Below are 22,990 nucleotides of genomic sequence, written 5' to 3'. Positions count from 1 at the left end.
AATAAAAATGAAAAAAATAGTATTGCTTCGTCATGGAGAAAGTGCTTGGAATAAAGAAAACCGCTTTACGGGTTGGACAGATGTCGATCTGACCGAAAAAGGAATTGCCGAAGCTGAGAAAGCAGGCGAGACATTGAAGGATTATGGCTTCAATTTCGATAAAGCCTATACCTCTTACTTGAAAAGAGCTGTCAAGACGCTGAATTGTGTTCTTGATAAAATGGATCTCGACTGGATACCTGTTGAAAAGAACTGGCGTCTGAACGAAAAGCATTATGGCGATTTGCAAGGATTGAATAAAGCGGAAACTGCCGGGAAATATGGTGAAGAACAAGTGCTGATTTGGCGTCGTAGCTATGATATTGCCCCTAATCCGCTTTCGGAAAGTGACTTGCGGAATGCGCGTTTTGACTACCGTTATCATGAAGTTCCCGATGCCGAACTTCCCCGTACCGAATCACTGAAAGATACCATTGAACGTATTATGCCTTATTGGGAATCGGATATATTTCCCAACCTGAAAACAGCCCATACTTTATTGGTTGTGGCTCATGGTAACAGTCTGCGAGGTATCATCAAACATCTGAAACATATTTCTGATGAGGAAATTGTAAAACTGAATCTGCCTACTGCCGTTCCTTATGTATTCGAGTTTGACGAGAACCTGAATGTCTCCAATGATTATTTTCTTGGAAATGCGGAAGAAATCAAAAAAATGATGGAAGCGGTAGCCAATCAAGGAAAGAAGAAATAAAGTGTTGTATATTTAAAAAAGTAAAGTTATGAGTAAAGTAATTGATTTGTTGGGAGATAAAGCCGGATATTATCTGGATCACACTTGTAAGACTATTGATAAGTCTTTGATTTATGTGCCTTCTCCCGATACGATAGATAAAATATGGATTGATTCCGACCGTAATATAAAAGTGCTGAACAGCTTGCAAGCTATTCTCGGACATGGACGTTTGGCTAATTCCGGTTATGTATCCATTCTTCCTGTCGATCAGGATATTGAACATACTGCCGGAGCGTCTTTTGCTCCGAATCCTATCTACTTCGATCCGGAGAACATTGTGAAATTGGCTATTGAAGGTGGTTGTAATGCGGTCGCTTCTACATTCGGCATTCTGGGAGCGGTGGCACGCAAATATGCCCATAAAATTCCGTTTGTAGTTAAACTGAATCACAATGAATTGCTGACCTATCCTAATTCGTATGATCAGGTGATGTTCGGTACAGTGAAAGAAGCATGGAATATGGGAGCTACGGCTGTCGGTGCTACTATCTATTTCGGTTCGGAACAAAGTCGTCGCCAATTGGTGGAAATCGCTGAGGCTTTCGAGTATGCTCACGAATTGGGGATGGCCACTATCCTGTGGTGTTATCTGCGTAATAGTGATTTTAAGAAAGATGGTGTGGATTATCATGCTGCTGCTGACTTGACCGGACAGGCCGACCGTCTCGGAGTTACGATCAAAGCAGATATTGTCAAACAAAAACTTCCTACGAATAATGGTGGTTTCAAAGCAATAGGTTTCGGTAAGACGGATGAACGTATGTACACCCAACTGGCTTCGGAACATCCGATTGACCTTTGTCGTTATCAGGTTGCCAATGGTTATATGGGGCGTGTCGGTTTAATCAATTCCGGTGGTGAGTCGCACGGAGCTTCCGACTTACGTGATGCGGTTATTACAGCCGTAATCAATAAGCGTGCCGGAGGTATGGGGTTGATTAGCGGACGTAAAGCGTTCCAAAAATCGATGAATAAAGGTGTAGAATTATTGAATGCTATCCAGGATGTTTATCTTGATCCGGCAATTACCATTGCCTGATTATAGGAAAGATGAGAATTAATTCTTATCTTTGACTACTAGATAGTTAACCATTAAAATTTAGAAGTATGAAGTTTTTTATTGACACAGCCAATTTGGAGCAAATCCAAGAAGCGTATGATCTCGGAGTACTTGACGGAGTGACTACCAATCCTTCGCTAATGGCGAAAGAAGGTATCAAGGGAACCCAAAACCAACGTGAACATTATATTAAAATCTGTAATATCGTCAATGGTGATGTAAGTGCCGAAGTGATAGCTACCGATTACGAAGGGATGATTCGTGAAGGAGAGGAACTGGCAGCACTCAATTCGCATATTGTAGTGAAAGTGCCATGCATTGCGGATGGCATCAAAGCTATCAAGCATTTTACGGAAAAAGGGATTCGTACGAATTGTACATTAGTCTTTTCTGTGGGACAGGCTTTGTTGGCGGCTAAAGCCGGAGCTACTTATGTTTCGCCTTTTGTAGGACGGTTGGATGATATTTGTGAAGATGGGGTAGGGCTTGTTGCTGATATTGTACGTATGTATCATACGTATGATTATAAGACACAAGTACTGGCAGCCTCGATTCGTAATACGAAGCATATTATAGAATGTGTGGAAGTGGGTGCTGATGTTGCTACTTGTCCGTTGAGCGCTATTAAGGGATTACTCAATCATCCGTTGACGGATTCGGGATTGAAGAAGTTTCTGGAGGATTATAAGAAAGTGAATGGGTAAAATCAAATGAGTGATAAATTTTAGGTGCGGAGTCCGCATCTGGAAAGTGAATATTCCGGTGACTGTGTCAACAGTCGGTGAATATTCACTTTTTTCGTTTCTCTTTGTATTGTGTAGGAGTTTCCCCTGTATATTGTTTGAAAGTTGTACTGAAATAACGTGAAGTGGTGAAGCCGACTTTCTCGGCTATTTCTGTAAATGTCATATCCGTTCCGGTAATGTATGCTATTGCTTTCTCCATTCTGAACTTATTGATATAATCATTAGCCCCCATATCGGTCAGGGCTTTCAACTTATTGTAAAGTGAAGCCCGGCTCATACCGATTTCTTTGCAGATAAAGGCTATATCCAAACTGCTGTTGTCCAGATTTTCTTGAATGATCTTATTTAACTTGAGCAGGAAGGTCTCGTCTGCCTGGCTGAACGTACTTTCTTCCGGTGCAGGGATTACTCCGGCATTCAGGTATCTTTTCTTGGTAGACTCACGGTTTTTCAATCGGTTACGAATGATTTCCATAAGCATTTCTATCTCAAAAGGCTTTGTCAGATAGGCGTCCGCTCCATTCTTGTAACCGCTTAATTGACTTTGCTGGTCGTCTCTTGCCGTTAGCAGAATAATAGGGATATGGCTGATTGTGATATCTTCCTTGATACTTTTGCAGAGTTCATATCCATTCATTCTAGGCATCATTACATCGCTGACAATTATGTCCGGCGTGTGGCTTCTGATAAGTTGAAGGGCTTCTGCACCATCCGAAGCTATCACTACCCGTTTAAAGTATTCTCCCAACGATTTTTTCAGGAAGTCTGTTAAATCCGGATTGTCGTCTACAACTAAAACTGTATATGGAGTTGTATCGAAATCATCATTGCCGGGTGCTTGTTCATGGCTGTCGTCACTCATCAGTTCGTTCAGATAGGCTTTCGGTTGACAGATGATTTCTTCTGATTCTTGTCTTAACGGCAATTCAATGAAGAAAGTCGCACCTGCTTCCTGATTGTCGTATGCGCCGATGGAACCACCTTGCAATTCAACCAGAATCTTTGAATAAGACAGTCCGATTCCAGTTCCGTTTTGTTCTCCGGAGCCTTGATAGAAGCGTGTGAAAAGTTTTTGTGTATTGACTTGCTTCAAACCGCTTCCTTGGTCGGTGATAGAGATACGTATTCTGTCTTTTTCAGGAAGCAATTCTGATATAATAGTGATTTCCGTATTCTCCGGACTGTGTTTCAATGCATTGATAAGCAAGTTGCTCAAAATAATTTCGCATTTGTCTTTATCGAAACTTACCGTTTCTATTTGCGGATCCAGTTGGTATCGGATACGTACGTTTTTAGCTTCTCCTTCACTGATGAAATCCTGTGAGATGTGTTCTATCCATTGGTTGAGGAAGTGAGGCTGTATCTGTATTTTACTTTCACCCACTTCCATTTTTCGTACGTCAAGTACCATATTAATCAGATTCTTCATCCGTTGTGACTGCCTGTAAATCGCCTTTATGGGCAGATATTGCGGCTCTTCAGGAGAGAGTGATTTCAATATCCGGCTAAGTGGAGCGTGTATCAATGTCAACGGTGTGCGTAGTTCGTGGCTGATATTAATGAGGAAACGTACTTTTTCTTCGTATACCTGTTGCTCATGCTCTTTCATCGCCCATTTCAACTTTTCTTCTTTGCGTTTCAGAGCCCTTCTGAAAGTCTCGATAATAACGACAGTAATGAGAACCGCACAGCTAAGGATAAACCACCATGTGCGATACCAGGGAGGAAGAATGGTCAATACCAATACTTGTTGATTGGGAATCCAACTACCATCTTTTGCTGTGCAGGACGCTGTGATTTTATAACTTCCCGGAGGGAGTGAACGTATAACCAGTTCAGGGTTATATGATTCTATTTGTTGGTCGTTCAGTCCTTCTATTTGATATCGGTATACTTTCTGTCGGAAGATGTCTTTTTCTTTAGACATTATCCGAATGATTATATTGCTGTTCCAAGGAGCGGAAATACTCGTTGGATTATTGTTTAGCTTATCATTGACGGACTCACCATTGATGATGATATCCGATAGTTGAAGTTGGGGTATTTCGGTAGTGATTAAGGGTAGGGTACTATTGATGTGCAATAATCCCTTCACTCCGCCCATATAGATATTGCCTTGTGAACTTAACAAACAGGGTTTGGATAAGTACTCGTTTTGAATGACACCGTCCGATTCGCCGAAAAGCACAAATTTCTGTTCTTTGATTAGCCAGGCGAACAGCATATTATTGGTTCCTATCCATACTTTTCCTTGTTGGTCGCACACAATCGATGTGACTTCCGAGAAAAGGGAAGTGGATATGGGAGTTTGTATTTTTTTATCGGGATTATAATGAAGCAGCCCGTAATTATTTCCTATCCAGAATTCTCCATGCTCATCCAATGAAACAGAGTTGATAATAGTGTCCTTGTAGCATTGATACAGAACTTCCAGTCGGTTGGTGCGGTTATCCAGCCGATAAATGTGCTTTATGTCGTTCAGATAAGTATAATTCCCATAGTTTGTTATGGGTAAGAAAGTGCCGATAATGTCCAGTCCTTCTTGTTCGGTTGCAATATTGAAAGTTTGCTTCTTCAAGTCATATTGATATACATGGTCTCCAAGTAACAGAACGCTATGAGGGCTGTTGGAAAATAAATTGACTGTCTTTCCCCGCTTCCCGAGACGCATGGAGGTTTCCGGATCTATAATCATGAATGGTGTTTTCTCACCTGTTTCCGGGTTGAATACGAATATTCCTTTTGAGAAAATGGAAACCAACAGATTGCCGGAAGTGAATGGGGAAATGGAAGCGACTTTGTCTTCCCAAGTGGATGGGTAATGGGTGAATTTCTCTGTGATAGGATTAAAGAGATTAATACCGCCGCCGTCTGTACCCACCCAGATACGGTCGTTCGATTCCTGATAAAGACTGAGTACGGTATTATAACTTAATCCACGGTTACTGCCCGGAAAGACTTCCGTATAGGTTTTCATGGAGACTTCCCGGATATTGATCAATCCGTTGCGGATACTTCCTGCCCACATATTATTGTTCCTATCATTGTAGAGACAAAAGATAGAGGTGGCGGGAAGTGAATAGTTATCACCTCCGGAAATGTGTTCCAGCAAGGATAAACGTCCTGTTTTCGGTTCAAGGATATTGATACCGCCTCCGTCTGTTCCTATCCATATTTTTCCTTCCCGTTCGGCAAGACTTAAAACGACGTTGTTGCTTAGGTCGGAATTGTGAATAGTATAGGCTTTCACCAGCTCTCCGTTATGGGTGAAGCATTTTATACCTTCATTGTAAGGGGCAATCCAGATTCTGTTTTGTGAGTCGATCAACATATTCATGATTTCCTTTCCGCAATCGAAAGGTGGGAGACGATGCTTTCCCGTATTCAGATCCAGCAAAACAAGACCTTGCCACCGGCTGCAACAAAGGACAGTATGTTCGTCCCATAGGCTTAGTAAAGAGATATTAAAATTACTCCCTTTATTCAGCTTCTGCAGAAGGCGAAGAGAAGAATCCCGATAACTATAAAAGTATACTTTGTCTTTAGAACCAAACAAGACCCCGTCTTTGGTCAGGCAGGTTGAATAGGCGATAATAGGATTACCTTTTTCATCCGCAGGTAAGAAAAAATCATCGCTTTGGCGTTGATAGCGGGCTATTCCTTTGTCGGTCAGAATCCAAATATTGCTCATTTCATCTTCTGCAATCTGATGGATTAAGTTATTGGGAATCGACTGAGGATTGTTTGGAGAATGAACGTATTTCTTTAGCTCATGTCCGTCATATCGGCTTACTCCAGCCTTCGTTCCTATCCATACAAATCCCTGTTTGTCTGTCAAGATACATCTCACGGCTGAAGTCACCCCATCTTTTAGGGAGAGCTGTTTATAGTAATAATGGCTGGCTTTTAGGTGCGTGACACCGGCAAACTGCATAATAACTGTCAAACATAGTAGGATAAAGATTTTTATTCTCATGAGATTAGGTCAGTTAAACGAAAGCAAAGGTAGTATTATTTGTTTATAATTCCTATCTTTGCTCGAAAATATGTAACTATGATTACCGAAGAATTACAGAAACTTTATCAGTCATATACGGGAGTTCCCGCTGAAAATGTAACAGAATTACCTTCCTCCGGTTCCAATCGCCGTTATTTCCGGCTGACAGGAACACAAACACTGATTGGAGTATATGGAACTTCTGTTGATGAGAATGAGGCTTTCTTTTATATGGCGGAACATTTTCGTAAGAATGGGCTTCCTGTTCCCGAAGTACACATCGTGTCGGAAGATAAAATGTATTATCTGCAAGAAGATCTGGGAGATACTTTACTTTTTCACGCTATTGAGAAAGGACGTGCTACCAGTGTGTTTTCCGAAGAAGAGAAAGAGTTGCTTCGTAAAACGATCCGTCTGTTGCCTGCCATTCAGTTTGCCGGAGCTGACGGATTTGATTTTTCCCGTTGCTATCCCCAGTCGGAATTCAATCAGCGTTCCATACTTTGGGATTTGAATTATTTCAAATATTGTTTCCTTAAAGCTACCGGAATGGAGTTTCAGGAAGACAAGCTGGAGGATGATTTCCAGAAAATGAGTGATGTTTTGCTCCGTAGTTCTTCCGCTACTTTTATGTATCGTGATTTTCAGAGTCGCAATGTGATGATAAAGGATGGAGCCCCTTGGCTTATCGACTTTCAAGGAGGACGAAAAGGTCCGTTTTATTATGATATTGCTTCTTTCTTGTGGCAAGCCAAAGCAAAATATCCCGATAGCCTTCGGAAAGAATTGTTACGGGAATATATAGAGGCTCTTCGCAAATATCAACCGATTGATGAACCTTATTTTTATAGTCAGCTCCGTCATTTTGTACTTTTCCGTACTTTGCAGGTGTTGGGGGCTTATGGTTTTCGCGGCTATTTTGAGAAAAAACCTCATTTTATCCAGAGTGTTCCATACGCTATCGCAAATTTGCGCGAGTTGCTTAAAGAGGAATATCCGGAATACCCGTATCTCTGCAAAATGTTGCGTGAACTGACCGGACTGAAGCAGTTTACGGATGGCTTGGAGAAGCGTCAACTGACGGTCAAGGTAATGAGCTTTGCCTATAAAAAAGGTATTCCCGATGACCCGACAGGCAATGGCGGAGGTTTTGTATTCGATTGTCGTGCAGTGAATAATCCCGGAAAATACGAACGTTATAAGTCTTTTACCGGATTGGATGAGCCCGTGATAACTTTCCTGGAAGAAGACGGTGAGATTCTTCGTTTTCTCGACCATGTTTACGCTTTGGTGGATGCTTCCGTCAAACGTTATATGGAACGCGGATTCAGTAATTTGTCGGTTTGCTTCGGTTGTACCGGAGGACAGCACCGTTCCGTTTATTCAGCGCAGCATTTGGCGGAACGTCTGAATAGAGAGTTTGGGGTTAAAGTGGAATTAGTACATCGCGAACAGAATATAAAACATACATTTGAAGCAACTATATAGAAGATCGTTATGAAAGCAATGATATTTGCGGCCGGTTTGGGAAGTCGGTTGAAACCGCTGACGGATACTATGCCTAAAGCTCTTGTTCCCGTAGCCGGGCGTCCCATGCTGGAGCACGTTATCTTGAAGCTGAAAGCATTCGGCTTTACTGAAATAGTAATTAATATTCATCATTTTGGCGAGCAAATACTTGAATTCCTGAAAGTGAATGACAATTTTGGACTTACTATCCATATTTCCGATGAACGTGATGTGCTACTTGATACAGGGGGAGGAATCCGGAAAGCCAGTTCTTTTTTTGAGAACTCCGATGAGCCTTTTCTTGTACACAATGTAGACATTCTTTCGAATGTGGACTTGAAAGAACTTTATGATTATCATTTGCAGACTGATGGTTTGGCTACTTTATTGGTAAGCCAACGTAAAACTTCACGTTATCTGCTTCTCGATGCGGAGAAGAGACTTTGCGGATGGATAAACAAGGATACAGGTCAAGTGAAACCCGAAGGTTTTCAATATGAACAATCATTGTTCCAAGAATATGCGTTCAGTGGCATTCATGTGCTTTCACCTGCTATATTCCAATTAATGGAAGTTCCCCTGTGGGAAGGAAAGTTCTCTATCATGGATTTTTATCTCTTCACCTGTCGACAAACGAACTTCTTTGGTTATCCGGTGGAAAATCTGCAACTTATTGATATTGGTAAACCGGAAACACTTGCTAAGGCAGAGGAGTTTATAAGGTCTTTCGGCAAATAGTATTGTTCGCTGGGTCGAATAACATGAGCTTGGCTAATTTAGTTTTTGTATTTGTTTGGGATTCCAACATATTTCCTTTACCTTTGTTATAATGAAAACAGAAATAGAAAAAGGAGGCGAACAAATGACAAGTAATTATATTCGTTTCGATTGGGCAATGAAACGCTTATTGCGTAATAAAGCTAATTTTGCCGTACTGGAAGGTTTTTTGACTACCCTTTTAGGGGAATCAATCCTTATTCAGAAATTATTGGAGAGTGAAAGTAATCAAGAAGATGAGTACGATAAATATAATCGTGTGGATTTGCTTGCCGAAAACTCTAAAGGTGAGCTTATTTTAATAGAAGTTCAAAACAATAATGAATATGCTTATTTCCAGCGTATGTTATTTGGAACATCTAAGTTGGTTACCGAATACATAAATCGTGGAGAAGGTTACGACAAAGTTCGTAAAGTGTATAGCGTTAATATCGTCTATTTCTCTTTAGGTAGCGGTAAAGATGTTGTATATCATGGTAAAACGGAATTTCGCGGAATTCATCAAGGGGATGTTTTAGAACTGACTCCATTCCAAAAACAAACTTTCAAAGTGGATACTGTCAGCCAACTTTATCCGGAATATTATATATTGAAAGTGAATGATTTCAATCAAGTAGCAAGAAGTCCGCTTGAAGAATGGATTTACTATCTGAATACAGGAGATATTCCCGATAACGCTACTGCACCGGGATTGAACGAGGCACGCCAGCGATTGAAATTGGATCGGATGACAAAGGAAGAACTCAATGCTTATTATAGACATTTGGATAATATTGTTATTTTGAGAGATAATATATTCACGGAACGTGCAGAAGGACGTGCAGAAGGACGTGCTGAGGGACGTTTGGAAGGACGTGCCGAAGGGGAAAGAAATAAGCAAATTGAGATTGCGCGTAATTTAAAGAAGGCAGGGGTTTCAATAGATGTTATTTCACAATCTTCGGGATTGACAGTAGATGAAATAGAGAAGTTATAAAAGTATTACTTTAAGTAGAAATAAAAAAAGAAAAGGCGGGAATGCTCAAAAAGGGTATTTTCGCCTTTCCTATTTTGTTTTATATACGTATCCAAAAATGTCTAAACAACTCGTATTATCCGATGAAATGGACGATTTTAGACAAAATTGGAAGAATCGTAGCTAAAATAGAACACATACAATCTTGAATCTTCTATACATTTGTAGCAGAGAATGACGATAGAAAGTCATTGCTATTATTAAAAGGTAATCTTAATTATTAAACTTATGAGAAGCAAATTCCTATTTTTTTGTCTCTTCCTCTTTGGAATGTTGGCAGCTTGTAAAGACACAAAATGGGTGGATGTTCCAGCTGGCACTCCTCCTGAAGGTTCAGTTGTTGGAAAACCGGGTGATGACGAAGAACCAGATGAACCGGATCCAACAGAAAAATCATTTATTAATTGTTCTTATATACGTGGTGATTTTTTTGAGATAAATCGAATCTCTGGAGCAAGTATGGGTGCTTGTAATGATTTGATTTATCTGACAGCTCGTCCTTATGCTGACGGTGACTTGACATTTGATCTGCCGGTGAATGACGCAGAATTTACAGGAGTATCATATATGCCTTCTTATGAAGGTCGTAATGGAGTGGTGAAATTTGATGGTGCCGGAAAAATGAACGGTGGAGATGGTTTACTTCATTCCCCGGATGGGGCATACAAGAAGTTTACATTTGGTACTTATCTATATATAACTGAATGGATAGATGGTGCTTATTTATTTAATAAGGTAAACAATAACTCTACCATTATATCTTTCCAACTTGGTGAAACTGAAGGAAATTTAAAATTTACTATTGGAAATTCTACGACAACTATTGTCAATGACAATTTAAAGCCGGGTGCTTGGCATTATGTAGCGATAACTTATAGTGGAGGAAAGGCTAAATTATATGTAGACACTAATAATACCCCTACAGAATTTACGGGTTCTCTGCCTGCTGAAATTCCTAATACTCGTGCAGATTTCTTTCTTGGAGAAAAATTCAAAGGATATTTGGATGAGACATTCGTTAGCAGTTTGGAAGTAGGTACGTTGGGTAGAAATCCTATCTCTTTTGATACTAATATTTGGAATAATACAAAAACACTTGCTTATTGGAAATATGATGATTCTGCACAGCTCGGAAAAGATTCTCATACTTGGGCTATTCGTTTAGAACAAATACGTGCTGCATTAAATGGACAAGTAGGAGACCGAAAACTACGTTTGGGTATCGCTGGTGGTGAATGGTTGAAGATGGTTGGTAATGAAACTGCGCGCACTAACTTTGCTAATAATGTTAAGAATGTTTTGGATAAGTATAATATGGATGGGGTCGATCTTGACTTTGAATGGGCTTATTATGCTAGTGACTTAACTAATTACAGCAAAGCCATAGTAAAACTGCGCAACGTATTAGGAAAAAATGTATTTTTTACGGTTTCCTTGCATCCGGTTTCTTATAAGATAACTCCTGAAGCAATTGCTGCAGTTGATTTTATCTCTTTCCAATGTTATGGACCTCAGGCGGCTCTTTTTTCTTTCGAACGTTTCAAATCAGACGGTCAAACTGCTGTTGAATATGGAATTCCTCAAAATAAATTGGTGATGGGAGTACCTTTTTATGGAACTACCGGAACAGCGGGTGAACAAGTTGCTTATTATGATCTGATAAATAAAGGTAATCTTACTAACACTTCTGTGGATGAATGGATGTATAATGGAAAGAGCTATACACTCAATAGTCAGACTACAATTCGCCAAAAAACACAGTATGTGTGTGAGAATGGTTTCGGTGGAATAATGAGCTGGGATTTGGCTACGGACGTAGATGTGACAGATGATAAGTCTTTGTTGAAAGTGGTGAAAGAAGAGTTTGATTACTATGCTAATCCTGCCGTAGAATAACAGTATAATCTTAATTAGTAAATATAATATTATGGAAAAAAAGAAGTTCGTGAAAAAACAGGGACGGGTTGTTCTTTTTCTGATGCTCCTGTTATTGTTTCCTCTTGGTGCATTAGCACAACAAAAGATGATAAAAGGACAGGTCGTGGATGATAGTGGTGAGGCGATTATTGGTGCAACGGTCATGGTAAAAGGCAACACTGGAGGAACGATTACTGATATTGACGGTAATTTTTCAATTCAGGGAAAAGTTGGAAGTATACTTTCTATTACATACGTTGGATACGCTCCGATGCAAGTAAAGGTTACTAAATTGGAAGGAAATAAATATGTGATGAAAGAAGATGCCAAAGTATTGGATGAAGTGGTAGTTGTGGGTATGGATACACAAAAAAGAAATACGATTACAGCAGCTGTTGCTACGTTGAAAGATGATGCCATTGTCAATCGTCCTGTTACAGATGTCACAAGTGCCTTGCAGGGTAATATTGCAGGCTTAAATTTTGCTACGGACGCAGTGGGAGGTGGTGTCGGTGGTGAAACCGGTGCAGATATTAAATTTAGTATTCGTGGTATTGGTTCTATCAATGGTGGAGAACCATATGTATTGGTAGATGGAGTAGAGCAGAGTATGCAGAATGTGAATCCTGCCGATATTGCTAGTATCAGTGTTTTGAAAGATGCTTCCGCTTCTGCTGTATATGGTGCACGTGCAGCTTATGGAGTAGTATTGGTTACCACAAAAAGTGGTAAAAAGGAGAGGGCTAGCGTCACCTATCGTGGAACAGTTGGTTTCAGTTCACCTATTAATATGCCAAAGATGATGAACTCGTTGGAATACGCTATGTATAATAATCAGCAATATGATAATGGTGGAGCGTCTTCCGGTTTACAGAGAATTCCGGATAAAACTATTGAGAAGATTAAAGGTTTTATGCAGAATCCTTATTCAGCAGAATTTCCGGGTATTGAGGCTAATACTTCCGGTGATGATTGGGCAGGAGCCTATTATAATCAGTATGGCAATACTGATTGGTTTGATTATTATTTTAAAGATAAGTCTATCCGTCATTCTCATAACTTAAGTGTACAGGGTGGTTCTGACAAGGTAAACTACTATATTGGTATGGGATATACTTATCAAGAGGGTTTGCTGGATCAAGTGCAGGATGATTTGAGTAAGTATAATTTGAATACCAAATTACAGATGAAGACCAATAATTGGTTACGATTTAATTTGAATAATAATATTACTTTGCAGATGATTAAACGTCCGATGGCGAATCAGATGATTCTATATAATAAGATTGGTAGCCATCGTCCTACTCAGGTTACTCAGTTGCCTGTTGATTCAGAATACAATTTGCCGAGTTGGAATGAAATGTTATATTTGAAAAATTCTCATTATCAGAGGAACCGTATTTCAGATGCTTTGTCACTTTCTGCAACAGTAACTCCATTGGAGGGATGGGATATCACCGGAGAAATGAAAATCCGTTTTGATATAGAAAATAACGATCTGATAATGGAAAATAATCAGAAGTATGAAACTCCTGTGGGTACTTTTAAACCGGGTGATGCTACTAATCAAAGACAAGGATTTACTTATCCTGGTATTAGTTGGAAGAATATGTATTTCGGATCTTATACTCGTGGGAGTATGTTCAATTATTACTTATCACCTAATGTCTCGAGTTCATATACTCATCAATGGGGAGATCACTTCTTCAAGGCAATGGCAGGATACCAAATGGAATTAAAAGAAGATTCACAGGAATATATGTACAAAGATGGTATGCTGAGTAATGATATTTACTCATTTGACAACGCCAGTGGAAATGTAATAGCAGGTGAAGCCCGTTCACATTGGTCTACTATGGGATTTTATGCCCGTTTGAATTGGAACTACAATAATATTTATTTTTTGGAGTTCAGTGGACGTTATGATGGTTCTTCCCGTTTTGCTGCGGGGCATCGTTGGGGATTCTTCCCATCATTCTCTGCCGGTTATGATATTGCTCGCACGCCTTATTTCCAAAAAATGGCACTGCCTGTATCTCAGTTGAAGGTACGTGTTTCTTATGGTCGTTTAGGAAACCAAAATGGAGCGGGCTTATATGATTATATCGCTCAGATGCCCTTAGATGCACAGGGGACTAATGCTTGGTTATTACCGGGCACCTCTTCTTCCACAGCTTCCAAAGGTACGATTGCACAAACTCCGAAAATGATTAGTCCTTATATTACTTGGGAGAAAGTGGATAATGCTAACTTAGGTTTTGATTTGATGTTGTTTAAGAACCGTTTGTCAATTACTGCTGATTTATATCAACGTACGACACGTGACATGATTGGTCCGGCAGAATCAATACCAAGTATCAGTGGTATCGCTTCGGAAGATCGTGCAAAAGTGAATAATGCAACTTTGCGTAATCGCGGATGGGAACTTTCTGTCAGTTGGAATGATAAATTGAAATGTGGTTTCAGTTATGGAGTTGGTTTCAATGTTTTTAACTATAAGGCTGTAGTGACTAAATACAATAATCCGGAAGGTATTATTTATAATAACCATACAGGATTGGCTGCTAATAAAGGTTATTATGAAGGTATGGATCTCGGTGAAATTTGGGGATATCGTGCTGATGATCTCTTTTTGTCGAATCGTGAAATTGATGATTATCTGAGAAAAGTTAATCTGACGGCGTTCAAATCAAACGATCTTTGGCGTCGTGGTGACTTGAAATATATAGATACTAATGGTGACGGTAGAGTGGATGGTGGTAAAGGTACTTTGTCAGACCACGGAGATCTGCAGGTTATTGGAAATACTACTCCTAAATATTCTTTCGGTATTAATTTGAATCTTGGATATAAGGGTTTCGAAGTATCTACCTTGTTACAAGGTGTGGCAAAAAGAGATTTCCCGATTGCTGGAAGTAACTATATGTTTGGTGGAAATAACTATAACTTTAAAGAACATCTTGATTATTTCAGTACAGAGAACCCAAATGGATATTTGCCTCGTTTGACTGGTTGGAAAGATGATAAGGATTTTTTGGTGAATACTGGATACAATACGACACGTTATTTGTTAAATGCTGCTTATATGCGTATGAAAAATCTAACAGTGGCTTATACATTTAATAAAAAACAGTTGAAACATATTGGTATCAGCAATCTAAAAGTGTATGTAACTTGCGACAACTTGTTTACTATAACAAAGTTGCCGAAACAGTTTGATCCTGAAACACTGAACCAGGTAAATATGTCAGCGGGTGGTGATGCTAAGAATACGGCTCCGGGTTTAACTTCTCCGATGAAGCAAAATGGTAATGGTATGGTATATCCGATGAACCGTAACTTCGTGTTCGGACTTGATTTTACATTTTAATTAGATAATGATGATGAAAAAATTATATATATTATTAGCGGTAGGGGCAAGTGTTATGATGTCGGCGTGTTCCGATTTTCTAGATAGAGACCCCATGACAACCCCCAATAGTGAAACATTCTTGTCCAATGCAAGTGCAGTGAACAATTATATTAATGGTTTGTATATAGCACTTCCTTCTTTTGGTACTTATGATATGGGAGTCCGTGGAGAAGAAAAGAATAGTGACAATATCGTGGCGGAGGTTTATGATAAACGTCTTAATGGAGAGCTGTTGGAGACAGGAGGAGGTACTGCCGAATGGCAGAACGGATACCAGAATCTACGTAATGTAAATTATTTTTTTGAATATTATAAAGTTCCAGAAGCAGAGGAAACAAAGGATGTGCTGTCACTGAAAGGGGAAGCTTATTTTTTCCGTGCTTATTGGCATTTTTACTTACTAACTAGATTTGGTAGTATTCCTGTAATGGATAAATTTTGGGATGGAAACGCTACAGTTGCAGGTTTGCAAATTCCCCCACGCGATCGTTCGGCAGTGGCACAGTTTATTATTGATGATTTGAAGACGGCTAAGAATTTGCTTTATTCACGTAGTCAGTATAAAGGCTTGAGGATTTGCAAAGAAGCTGCTATCATCATGGCCATGAGAGTGGCGCTTTATGAGGGTACATGGGAAAAGTATCATAAGGGAACAGATTTTGCAGCCGCAGAGGATAAATCTACAGATCTTTTGGGACAAGTGTTGACACTAGGTGATGAATTATTTACTATGGGACTTTCTTTAAATACAAAGGATAATGATAAGAAATTTGTATCAAAAGAAGATGCTTATGCACACTTGTTTAATTCGAAAGATTTGTCGGATATGACAGAGGTCGTTTTTTGGAAAAAGTATTCGATAGCAGATGGAGTGACTCATAATTTGAGTAGTAACTTAGGTGCTGGTTATGTGGACAACAGTGGAGCGGCTGGTTTAGCTCAATCATTGATTGATAATTATCTGAATGCTGACGGAAGCTTTATTGATCCTAACGATGGAATTTATAAGGATTTCAACCTTACATTTAAAGAACGTGATGCTCGTTTGTTAGCGACAGTTATGCATTCAGACTGTAAATTTAAGTCTACATCTCCTGAGTCTAAGTCAAAAGCTATGTTTGTGGATGAATATTCGGATGAAAATAAACAGAAAGTTCGTCCTCCTTATCTAACAGAAAGTGGTCCGGCACGTAATGCAACTGGTTATCATATTCGTATGAGTATTGATACAACTTATGTCAGTGGTCAGGGTGAGACCTCACTTCCGATAATTCGTTATGCAGAAGCTTTGTTAGCTTATGCGGAAGCTGCAGAAGAATTAGATAAATGTGATCCTGATGTATTGGAAAAGACATTGAAGCCTTTGCGTGAACGTGCGGGAGTGACCTATACTGCTCCTGCTGAAATTGATCCTAATTTTACCGATTTTGGTTATCCAATCTCTGCCAAATTGCAGGAAATTCGTAGGGAAAGACGGTCGGAACTAGCTTTACAAGGATTCCGTTTGGATGACTTGATGCGTTGGAGAGCTCACAAATTGATTCAGGGAAAACGTGGAACAGGGGCATATTTTGGAGCAGATGGTGTGTTATACAAAGCATTTGATCCTAAAACAGCTGTAGATTTGAAGACTATTTTAACTACGGATGGTTGGCTTGATCCACAGAAAGAGGTTCTTCCACGAGGCTATCAGTTTGATTCTAGCCGTGACTATCTGCTGCCAATTCCTCCGAGTGAATTGTCACTGAATCACGAACTGGAACAAAATCCGGGATGGCTGAGGAAATAAGAGAATAGAACAATATTTATTGATGATAATTAGATAAATAAAGATATGAAGAACATATTATATAGAATGCTTCCAATATGCTTGTTTACTATAAGTTTGACAGGTTGTGAAGATGAAACAAAATATCGTCCTTTGCCGGAAGCGGTGCCGTTGACTATGAGCATTAACGAAAAGGCATTTGTGATGGGAGAAAATCTGAAAGTAAATATCAATGTGGATGCTGATGCAGATGGGAATGAGATGGTAGCTAACGAGGACTTTGATATTTACTTTACGGCTAAAGCTGGTACTGAAGATGTATCGGATGTATTTGAACCATTTAGCGGTATTGTTACGTTTCCAAAAGGTGAAAAACAAATTCAGGTGGATTTTCCAGTGAAGAAATCCGGATTGACGGGGAGTACTGCGATGGAGTTTGTTGCTTTCGCGCGTGGTTATAAAATGGCAAATTCGAGTCAAGCAATTAAAGTATCCGATTATTATCGGATAACCATGTCTTTGGAAAATAATGTAGATAATGTAGTAACGGAAGGAGATAAATTTGTTTTAGTGGCAAAAATAGATAAGGCAAAGGCAATACCTATTGATGTGACTATTACTCCTAAAGAGGGCGAGGAAGGGCGATATGAAAATTTGCCTTCGTCAATAACTATTCCTGCGGGAAGAACTAGTGTGAAGAGTGCAGCTATCACAATTAAAGCGGATGGAGAAAAAACGGGTGATTTGAATTTAACTTTAAATTTTGAAAGCTCTTCTTCTGTAAATCCAATGATTTCCCCGACATTAAGTATTGTGATGACTGATCTTGAATCGTTAGCTGATCCTGATTTGTATGATATGACAAAAGTCTATTTATTGCCGGAGAGTCCATTTGCATCTTCTCAAAATAGAGATCTGGTTCATTCATGGTTTACTGGAAGAGTTACTGATATAGAAGAAAATTCTGTCCATTCTAATGAGGTATTGGCTGCTGAAGGGTGGAAATTTCATTATGCAGTCGAATTTCATAAAATAGAGCCAGCTAATTATTGGGATGCTACTTCTAATATGCTAAGATGTTTTGCTAGTTCCAACGAAGCAGCTGTTCAGAAAGTAGCAACAGTGAACAATAAAGAATGCTCTAATTTAAATAATAATGGAGAGTTGGTAATGTGGGCTGATGCTGTGCATGGGGGCAGTAAAGCGTATGGATTTAGTGCTATGCAATGTTGTAAGGTTAATGGTGGACAGGGATCCCCTTTCTTAGGTAACTTTACCAGAATTTACCCGGGTATGAGAATTGAATTCAAAGTTCGCCTGCGAGGTGTACGAACAGGCTTTGTTCCTACTATAGAAATTAAAAATCCGGATGTAATGTCTAATGGAGCAATTAAGGCGATAAAAATTCTTCAGAATAAAGCAGGTTCTTTTATTACACAATCTGTGACAGGCGATAAAGTTGCTGATGCTGTATCAAAGGTTACTGCCATACCTCAAGCGAATGAATATAATATTTATTGGGTGGAATTGGTTGATGATGAGCATATTCAACTTGGTATTAACGGGATTGCTACAATGACTGTGAGTAAGAATGATTTAGGAAGTTGGCCTTTTGAGAAGGCTGCTATGCCTTCTAATAAGCTTGGATGTAGAGGGCTTTTTCTCGTAATGCGAATGAGCCCATCAGATGATCTTGAGGCTGGAAATATGGAACCGGGATGGGACTCAGACCTGAAATCTGTGTCTGATCCTGAAACAGAGGGACCGAGAATGGAGATTGATTGGATTCGTTTCTATGTTAATGATGCTTATAAGGTTGAAAGCAATGAGACGAATAATAGAAATACAATATTCTATTAATAAATTGAAACGTTCAATGGTTTGAGGTAAAGTCTGTGCTAAAGAGGGATTGTAAAAAATGGACGTACTTTGGTATAGATTGAGTGAGAAGAATTGAACTGAAAATATTGAAGGAATTTAATTAATGATTTGTGGAAGTGAAGATAGGGATCCCTCCCTATCTTTGCTTTCTCAATCTAACATAAATTTATTATGGAAAATCTGCAATCAAACTTATTCTATTCTTTAGCGGGAGTAGCTACCCTTGCTTCTTTTGCTTCATGCACCGGTAAACAAAAGCCTGCTGAACAGCCTCCCCTGAACATTGTCTATATCATGACAGACGACCATACGGCTCAGATGATGAGTTGTTATGATACTCGCTATATGGAAACACCGAATCTCGACCGTATTGCTGCCGATGGCGTCCGTTTTACTCAAAGTTTTGTAGCCAATTCGTTAAGTGGTCCCAGCCGTGCCTGTATGATAACGGGTAAACATAGCTGTGCCAATAAATTCTATGATAATACGACTTGTGTTTTCGATAGTTCCCAACAAACCTTTCCAAAACTTTTGCAGAAAGCCGGTTATCAGACTGCATTGGTAGGAAAATGGCATTTGGAGAGTTTGCCGTCAGGATTTGATTATTGGGAAATCGTTCCGGGACAAGGAGATTATTATAATCCGGATTTCATCACACAAGAAAATGATACGATTCAGAAACATGGATATATCACCAATCTTATAACGGACAATGCCATTAATTGGATGGAACACAAGCGAAACCCGGAGAAACCTTTCTGCTTGTTGATTCATCACAAGGCTATTCATCGTAATTGGATGGCGGATACTTGTAATCTGGCTTTGTACGAAGATAAAACTTTCCCATTGCCGGATAATTTCTTTGACGATTATGAAGGACGTCCTGCAGCGGCTGCTCAGGAAATGAGTGTCGTGAAAGATATGGATATGATCTACGACCTTAAAATGTTGAGGCCGGATAAAAATTCACGCCTGAAATCTCTTTATGAGAAATTCTTGGGACGGATGGACGAGGGACAACGTGTCGCATGGGATAAATTCTATGCTCCGATTATAGAAGATTTCTATAAGCAAAATCTGCAAGGTAAGGAACTTGCCAACTGGAAATTTCAGCGTTATATGCGTGATTATATGAAAACTGTGAAATCTCTTGATGATAATGTAGGTCGTGTGCTCGACTATCTGAAAGAAAAAGGACTGTTGGATAATACTCTTGTTGTCTATAGCTCCGATCAGGGATTCTATATGGGCGAACATGGCTGGTTCGATAAGCGCTTTATGTATGAAGAGTCCATGCGTACTCCTTTGATAATGCGTCTACCGAAAGGATTCGACCGTAGAGGAGATATTACTGAAATGGTACAGAACATAGATTATGCGCCGACTTTCCTCGAATTGGCAGGAGCGGAGATACCGTCGGATATTCAAGGAGTTTCGTTGGTTCCTTTATTGAAAGGAGAACAGCCGGAAAACTGGAGAAAAGCCCTTTATTATCATTTCTATGAATATCCGGCAGAACACATGGTAAAACGCCATTATGGAGTGCGTACAGAACGTTATAAACTGATTCATTTTTACAATGACATTAATTGGTGGGAACTGTATGACATGAAGACAGATCCGACCGAAATGCACAACCTTTACGGACAACCTGAATATCAATCCGTAGTGAACGAACTGAAAGAAGAATTGCAAAAGTTGCAAGAACAATACAATGATCCTGTTCGCTTTTCACCGGACAGAGGCAAAGAATAAATAAAATACATCAGCATGATTAAATATATCTTTATCTTATTGATAGGTTTTTTACTACCAATTACGACGGGATGTACTGATACTAACTTGACACATGACATACCCTTGGTTCCACGTCCGGCACATTTGATGCCGGGCAGTGGCAACTATCTCTTCTCAGACAAAACTGTATTTGTGGTGGAGAATGAGGAACAGGCGGCTGTGGCAGCCAGTCTTATTTCCCGATTTACCAATGTAGCCGGTTTTACTCCCAAGTTGGTTGTGGGCACTACGGAAAAGGGGGATGTTCGGTTTGTAACGGACGCTTCTTTAAAGAGCGAAGCATATTCATTGGAAGTTTCTCCAAAGGAAATTATCATTAAGGCTTCCGGTGATAAGGGATTCTTTTATGCTTTGCAAACTATCCGGCAATTACTTCCCGCATCTATCGAAAGAGAAAGTCCGTCGGATAAAAAAGAGAAGTGGAGCATTCCTGCCATGAATGTTCAGGATGAACCCCGTTTTGAGTACCGTGCCTTGTTACTGGATGCGTCGCGTTTTTTTATTCCTAAAGAGAACGTTTTGCGTATCATTGACTGTATGTCGATGTTGAAGATAAATAAACTGCATTTCCATCTGACAGATGACAACGGCTGGCGCATAGAAATAAAAAAGTATCCTCGTTTGACTGAGGTTGGCGCATGGAGAGTGGATCGTATGGACGTTCCGTTTCCGGCCCGGCGTAATCCGAAGCCCGGAGAACCGACTCCGATAGGAGGTTTCTATTCGCAAAAAGATATAAAGGAAATGGTAACTTATGCGACCGAACGCCAGATAGAGATTGTGCCGGAGATAGATATGCCTGCCCATAGTAACGCTGCATTGACGGCTTATCCGAAATTGGCTTGTCCGGTAGTGAAGGACTATATCGGTGTATTGCCCGGTTTGGGAGGACGAAACTCAGAAATCATCTTTTGTGCCGGAAATGACAGCGTTTTCACTTTTTTGCAGAATGTGATGGATGAGATTATGGAGTTATTCCCTTCCCGTTATATCCATATCGGAGGCGATGAAGCTCAAAAGACACATTGGAAAAAATGTCCGTTGTGTCAGGCTCGTATGAAGAAAGAAGGCTTGGCTAATGAAGAAGACCTTCAAGGCTATTTTATGCAGCGGATAAGTGACTATGTACGTAGTAAAGGTCGTGAAGTGATTGGTTGGGATGAACTGACTAACAGTAGTTTCTTACCGGAAGGCTCTATTATTCTTGGTTGGCAGGGATATGGCAAGGCTGCACTGAAAGCTGCGGAAAAGGGACACCGTTTCATTATGACTCCGGCACGTGTCATGTATCTGATTCGTTATCAAGGGCCGCAATGGTTCGAACCTTTGACATATTTCGGCAATAATACATTGAAAGATGTATATGACTATGAACCGGTACAAAAAGACTGGAAACCGGAATATGCTTCATTACTGATGGGGGTACAAGGTTCTATGTGGACGGAATTCTGTAATAAACCGGAAGATGTGGATTATCTTTTGTTCCCTCGTCTGGCAGCGGTGGCGGAAGTAGCGTGGACACAACCGGAAAAGAAAGATTGGGCTTCGTTTCTGCAAGCTATGGACCGGTATAACGGGCATATTGCAGAAAAAGGTATTGTCTATGCCCGTTCGATGTACAATATCCAGCATAAAGTAACACCGGAAAACGGTGGGTTGAAGTTAAATCTGGAATGTATTCGTCCCGATGTAGAGATTCGCTATACTATCGACGGCAGTGAACCTGCGGCAAATTCTTCTGTGTATTCAGACTCACTGATCGTAACAGGGACTCAACTCATTAAATGTGCTACCTTTGCAGAAGGTGTGCAGATGGGAAAGACGCTTGTATTACCGATTACGTGGAACAAAGCGAGCGCTAAGACGATACTTGGAAATAAACAGAATGAGATGCTTATGCTCAATGGTGTTCGTGGAAGCCTGAAACAGACTGACTTTGAATGGTGCTGTTGGGACAAGAACGACCTTATTTCTTTTACCATAGATTTGCAGCAGAAGGAAAAAATGAATACTTTTACAATCGGTTGTATCACGAACTATGGTATGGGCGTACATAAACCGAAATCAATACGTATAGCTGTATCAGACGACAATAAATCTTATCGTGACGTAACCGGATTGAACTACACTCCTGAAGAAATATTCCGTGAAGGCACCTATATTGAAGACCTTTCTATGGATATGAAAGGAACGGAGGCAAGGTATATTCGTGTAACGGTGAATGGAGCGGGGGAATGTCCTGCCGACCATGTTCGTCCGGGACAGGAATCGAGAGTATATTTTGATGAGATCATTATTGAATAGTACAACATAGT

The 22,990-nt window shown here is 39.9% G+C and carries 13 protein-coding genes; 12 read left to right on the top strand and 1 reads right to left on the bottom strand.

What is annotated here, in order from left to right; all coding sequences use genetic code 11:
- The first annotated feature begins 7 nt into the window (after positions 1–7).
- From gpmA to fsa, 3 genes are all read left to right on the top strand, one after another.
- Positions 8–754: a 2,3-diphosphoglycerate-dependent phosphoglycerate mutase gene (gene gpmA / locus GD630_RS18725; protein ID WP_143866698.1), complete on the top strand. Its 747-nt coding sequence runs from the start codon at positions 8–10 to the stop codon at positions 752–754.
- Positions 755–782: 28 nt separating this feature from the next.
- Complete coding sequence (locus GD630_RS18720) at positions 783–1,835, top strand: class I fructose-bisphosphate aldolase (RefSeq protein WP_143866701.1); 1,053 nt, start codon at positions 783–785, stop codon at positions 1,833–1,835.
- Between the two features lie 68 nt (positions 1,836–1,903).
- Positions 1,904–2,560: a fructose-6-phosphate aldolase gene (fsa, locus tag GD630_RS18715; protein ID WP_143866703.1), complete on the top strand. Its 657-nt coding sequence runs from the start codon at positions 1,904–1,906 to the stop codon at positions 2,558–2,560.
- Between the two features lie 85 nt (positions 2,561–2,645).
- On the opposite strand, the gene GD630_RS18710 is transcribed toward fsa, so the two are convergent.
- Positions 2,646–6,578, bottom strand: coding sequence for a hybrid sensor histidine kinase/response regulator transcription factor (locus tag GD630_RS18710; protein ID WP_143866705.1), 3,933 nt, complete (start codon positions 6,576–6,578; stop codon positions 2,646–2,648).
- Positions 6,579–6,656: 78 nt separating this feature from the next.
- Between GD630_RS18710 and GD630_RS18705 the strand changes: the two genes are divergently transcribed.
- The 9 genes from GD630_RS18705 to GD630_RS18665 all read left to right on the top strand — a co-directional run bounded on the left by GD630_RS18705 (position 6,657) and on the right by GD630_RS18665 (position 22,979).
- Positions 6,657–8,087, top strand: a complete 1,431-nt coding sequence (locus GD630_RS18705) for a RapZ C-terminal domain-containing protein (RefSeq protein WP_143866707.1) — start codon at positions 6,657–6,659, stop codon at positions 8,085–8,087.
- Positions 8,088–8,096: 9 nt separating this feature from the next.
- Positions 8,097–8,846, top strand: a complete 750-nt coding sequence (locus GD630_RS18700; protein ID WP_182505661.1) for a nucleotidyltransferase family protein — start codon at positions 8,097–8,099, stop codon at positions 8,844–8,846.
- Between the two features lie 91 nt (positions 8,847–8,937).
- Positions 8,938–9,861 carry an Rpn family recombination-promoting nuclease/putative transposase gene (locus tag GD630_RS18695; protein ID WP_143866709.1) on the top strand — a complete coding sequence of 308 codons (924 nt, stop codon included), beginning with the start codon at positions 8,938–8,940 and terminating at the stop codon, positions 9,859–9,861.
- A gap of 267 nt (positions 9,862–10,128) precedes the next feature.
- Positions 10,129–11,796 carry a glycosyl hydrolase family 18 protein gene (locus GD630_RS18690; protein ID WP_143866711.1) on the top strand — a complete coding sequence of 556 codons (1,668 nt, stop codon included), beginning with the start codon at positions 10,129–10,131 and terminating at the stop codon, positions 11,794–11,796.
- Positions 11,797–11,827: 31 nt separating this feature from the next.
- Positions 11,828–15,187 (top strand): SusC/RagA family TonB-linked outer membrane protein, encoded by a 3,360-nt coding sequence (locus GD630_RS18685; protein WP_143866713.1) that lies wholly within the window; start codon positions 11,828–11,830, stop codon positions 15,185–15,187.
- A 13-nt stretch (positions 15,188–15,200) separates the two neighbouring features.
- Positions 15,201–17,018, top strand: coding sequence for a RagB/SusD family nutrient uptake outer membrane protein (locus GD630_RS18680; RefSeq protein WP_182505660.1), 1,818 nt, complete (start codon positions 15,201–15,203; stop codon positions 17,016–17,018).
- Positions 17,019–17,063: 45 nt separating this feature from the next.
- On the top strand, positions 17,064–18,857 hold the full coding sequence (locus GD630_RS18675) for a DUF5006 domain-containing protein (RefSeq protein ID WP_143866715.1): 1,794 nt from the start codon (positions 17,064–17,066) through the stop codon (positions 18,855–18,857).
- Between the two features lie 192 nt (positions 18,858–19,049).
- Positions 19,050–20,633: a sulfatase family protein gene (locus tag GD630_RS18670; RefSeq protein ID WP_182505659.1), complete on the top strand. Its 1,584-nt coding sequence runs from the start codon at positions 19,050–19,052 to the stop codon at positions 20,631–20,633.
- 15 nt (positions 20,634–20,648) lie between these two features.
- The gene (locus tag GD630_RS18665) at positions 20,649–22,979 is read left to right on the top strand and encodes a glycoside hydrolase family 20 protein (RefSeq protein ID WP_143866718.1); all 2,331 of its coding nucleotides are present in this window, start codon (positions 20,649–20,651) and stop codon (positions 22,977–22,979) included.
- Positions 22,980–22,990: the final 11 nt, after the last annotated feature.

This window comes from Bacteroides zhangwenhongii (assembly GCF_009193325.2).
Classification (GTDB): Bacteria; Bacteroidota; Bacteroidia; order Bacteroidales; family Bacteroidaceae; genus Bacteroides; species Bacteroides zhangwenhongii.
Note: the sequence above shows the minus strand (reverse complement) of the source record. Positions and strands in the feature narration are given on the sequence as shown.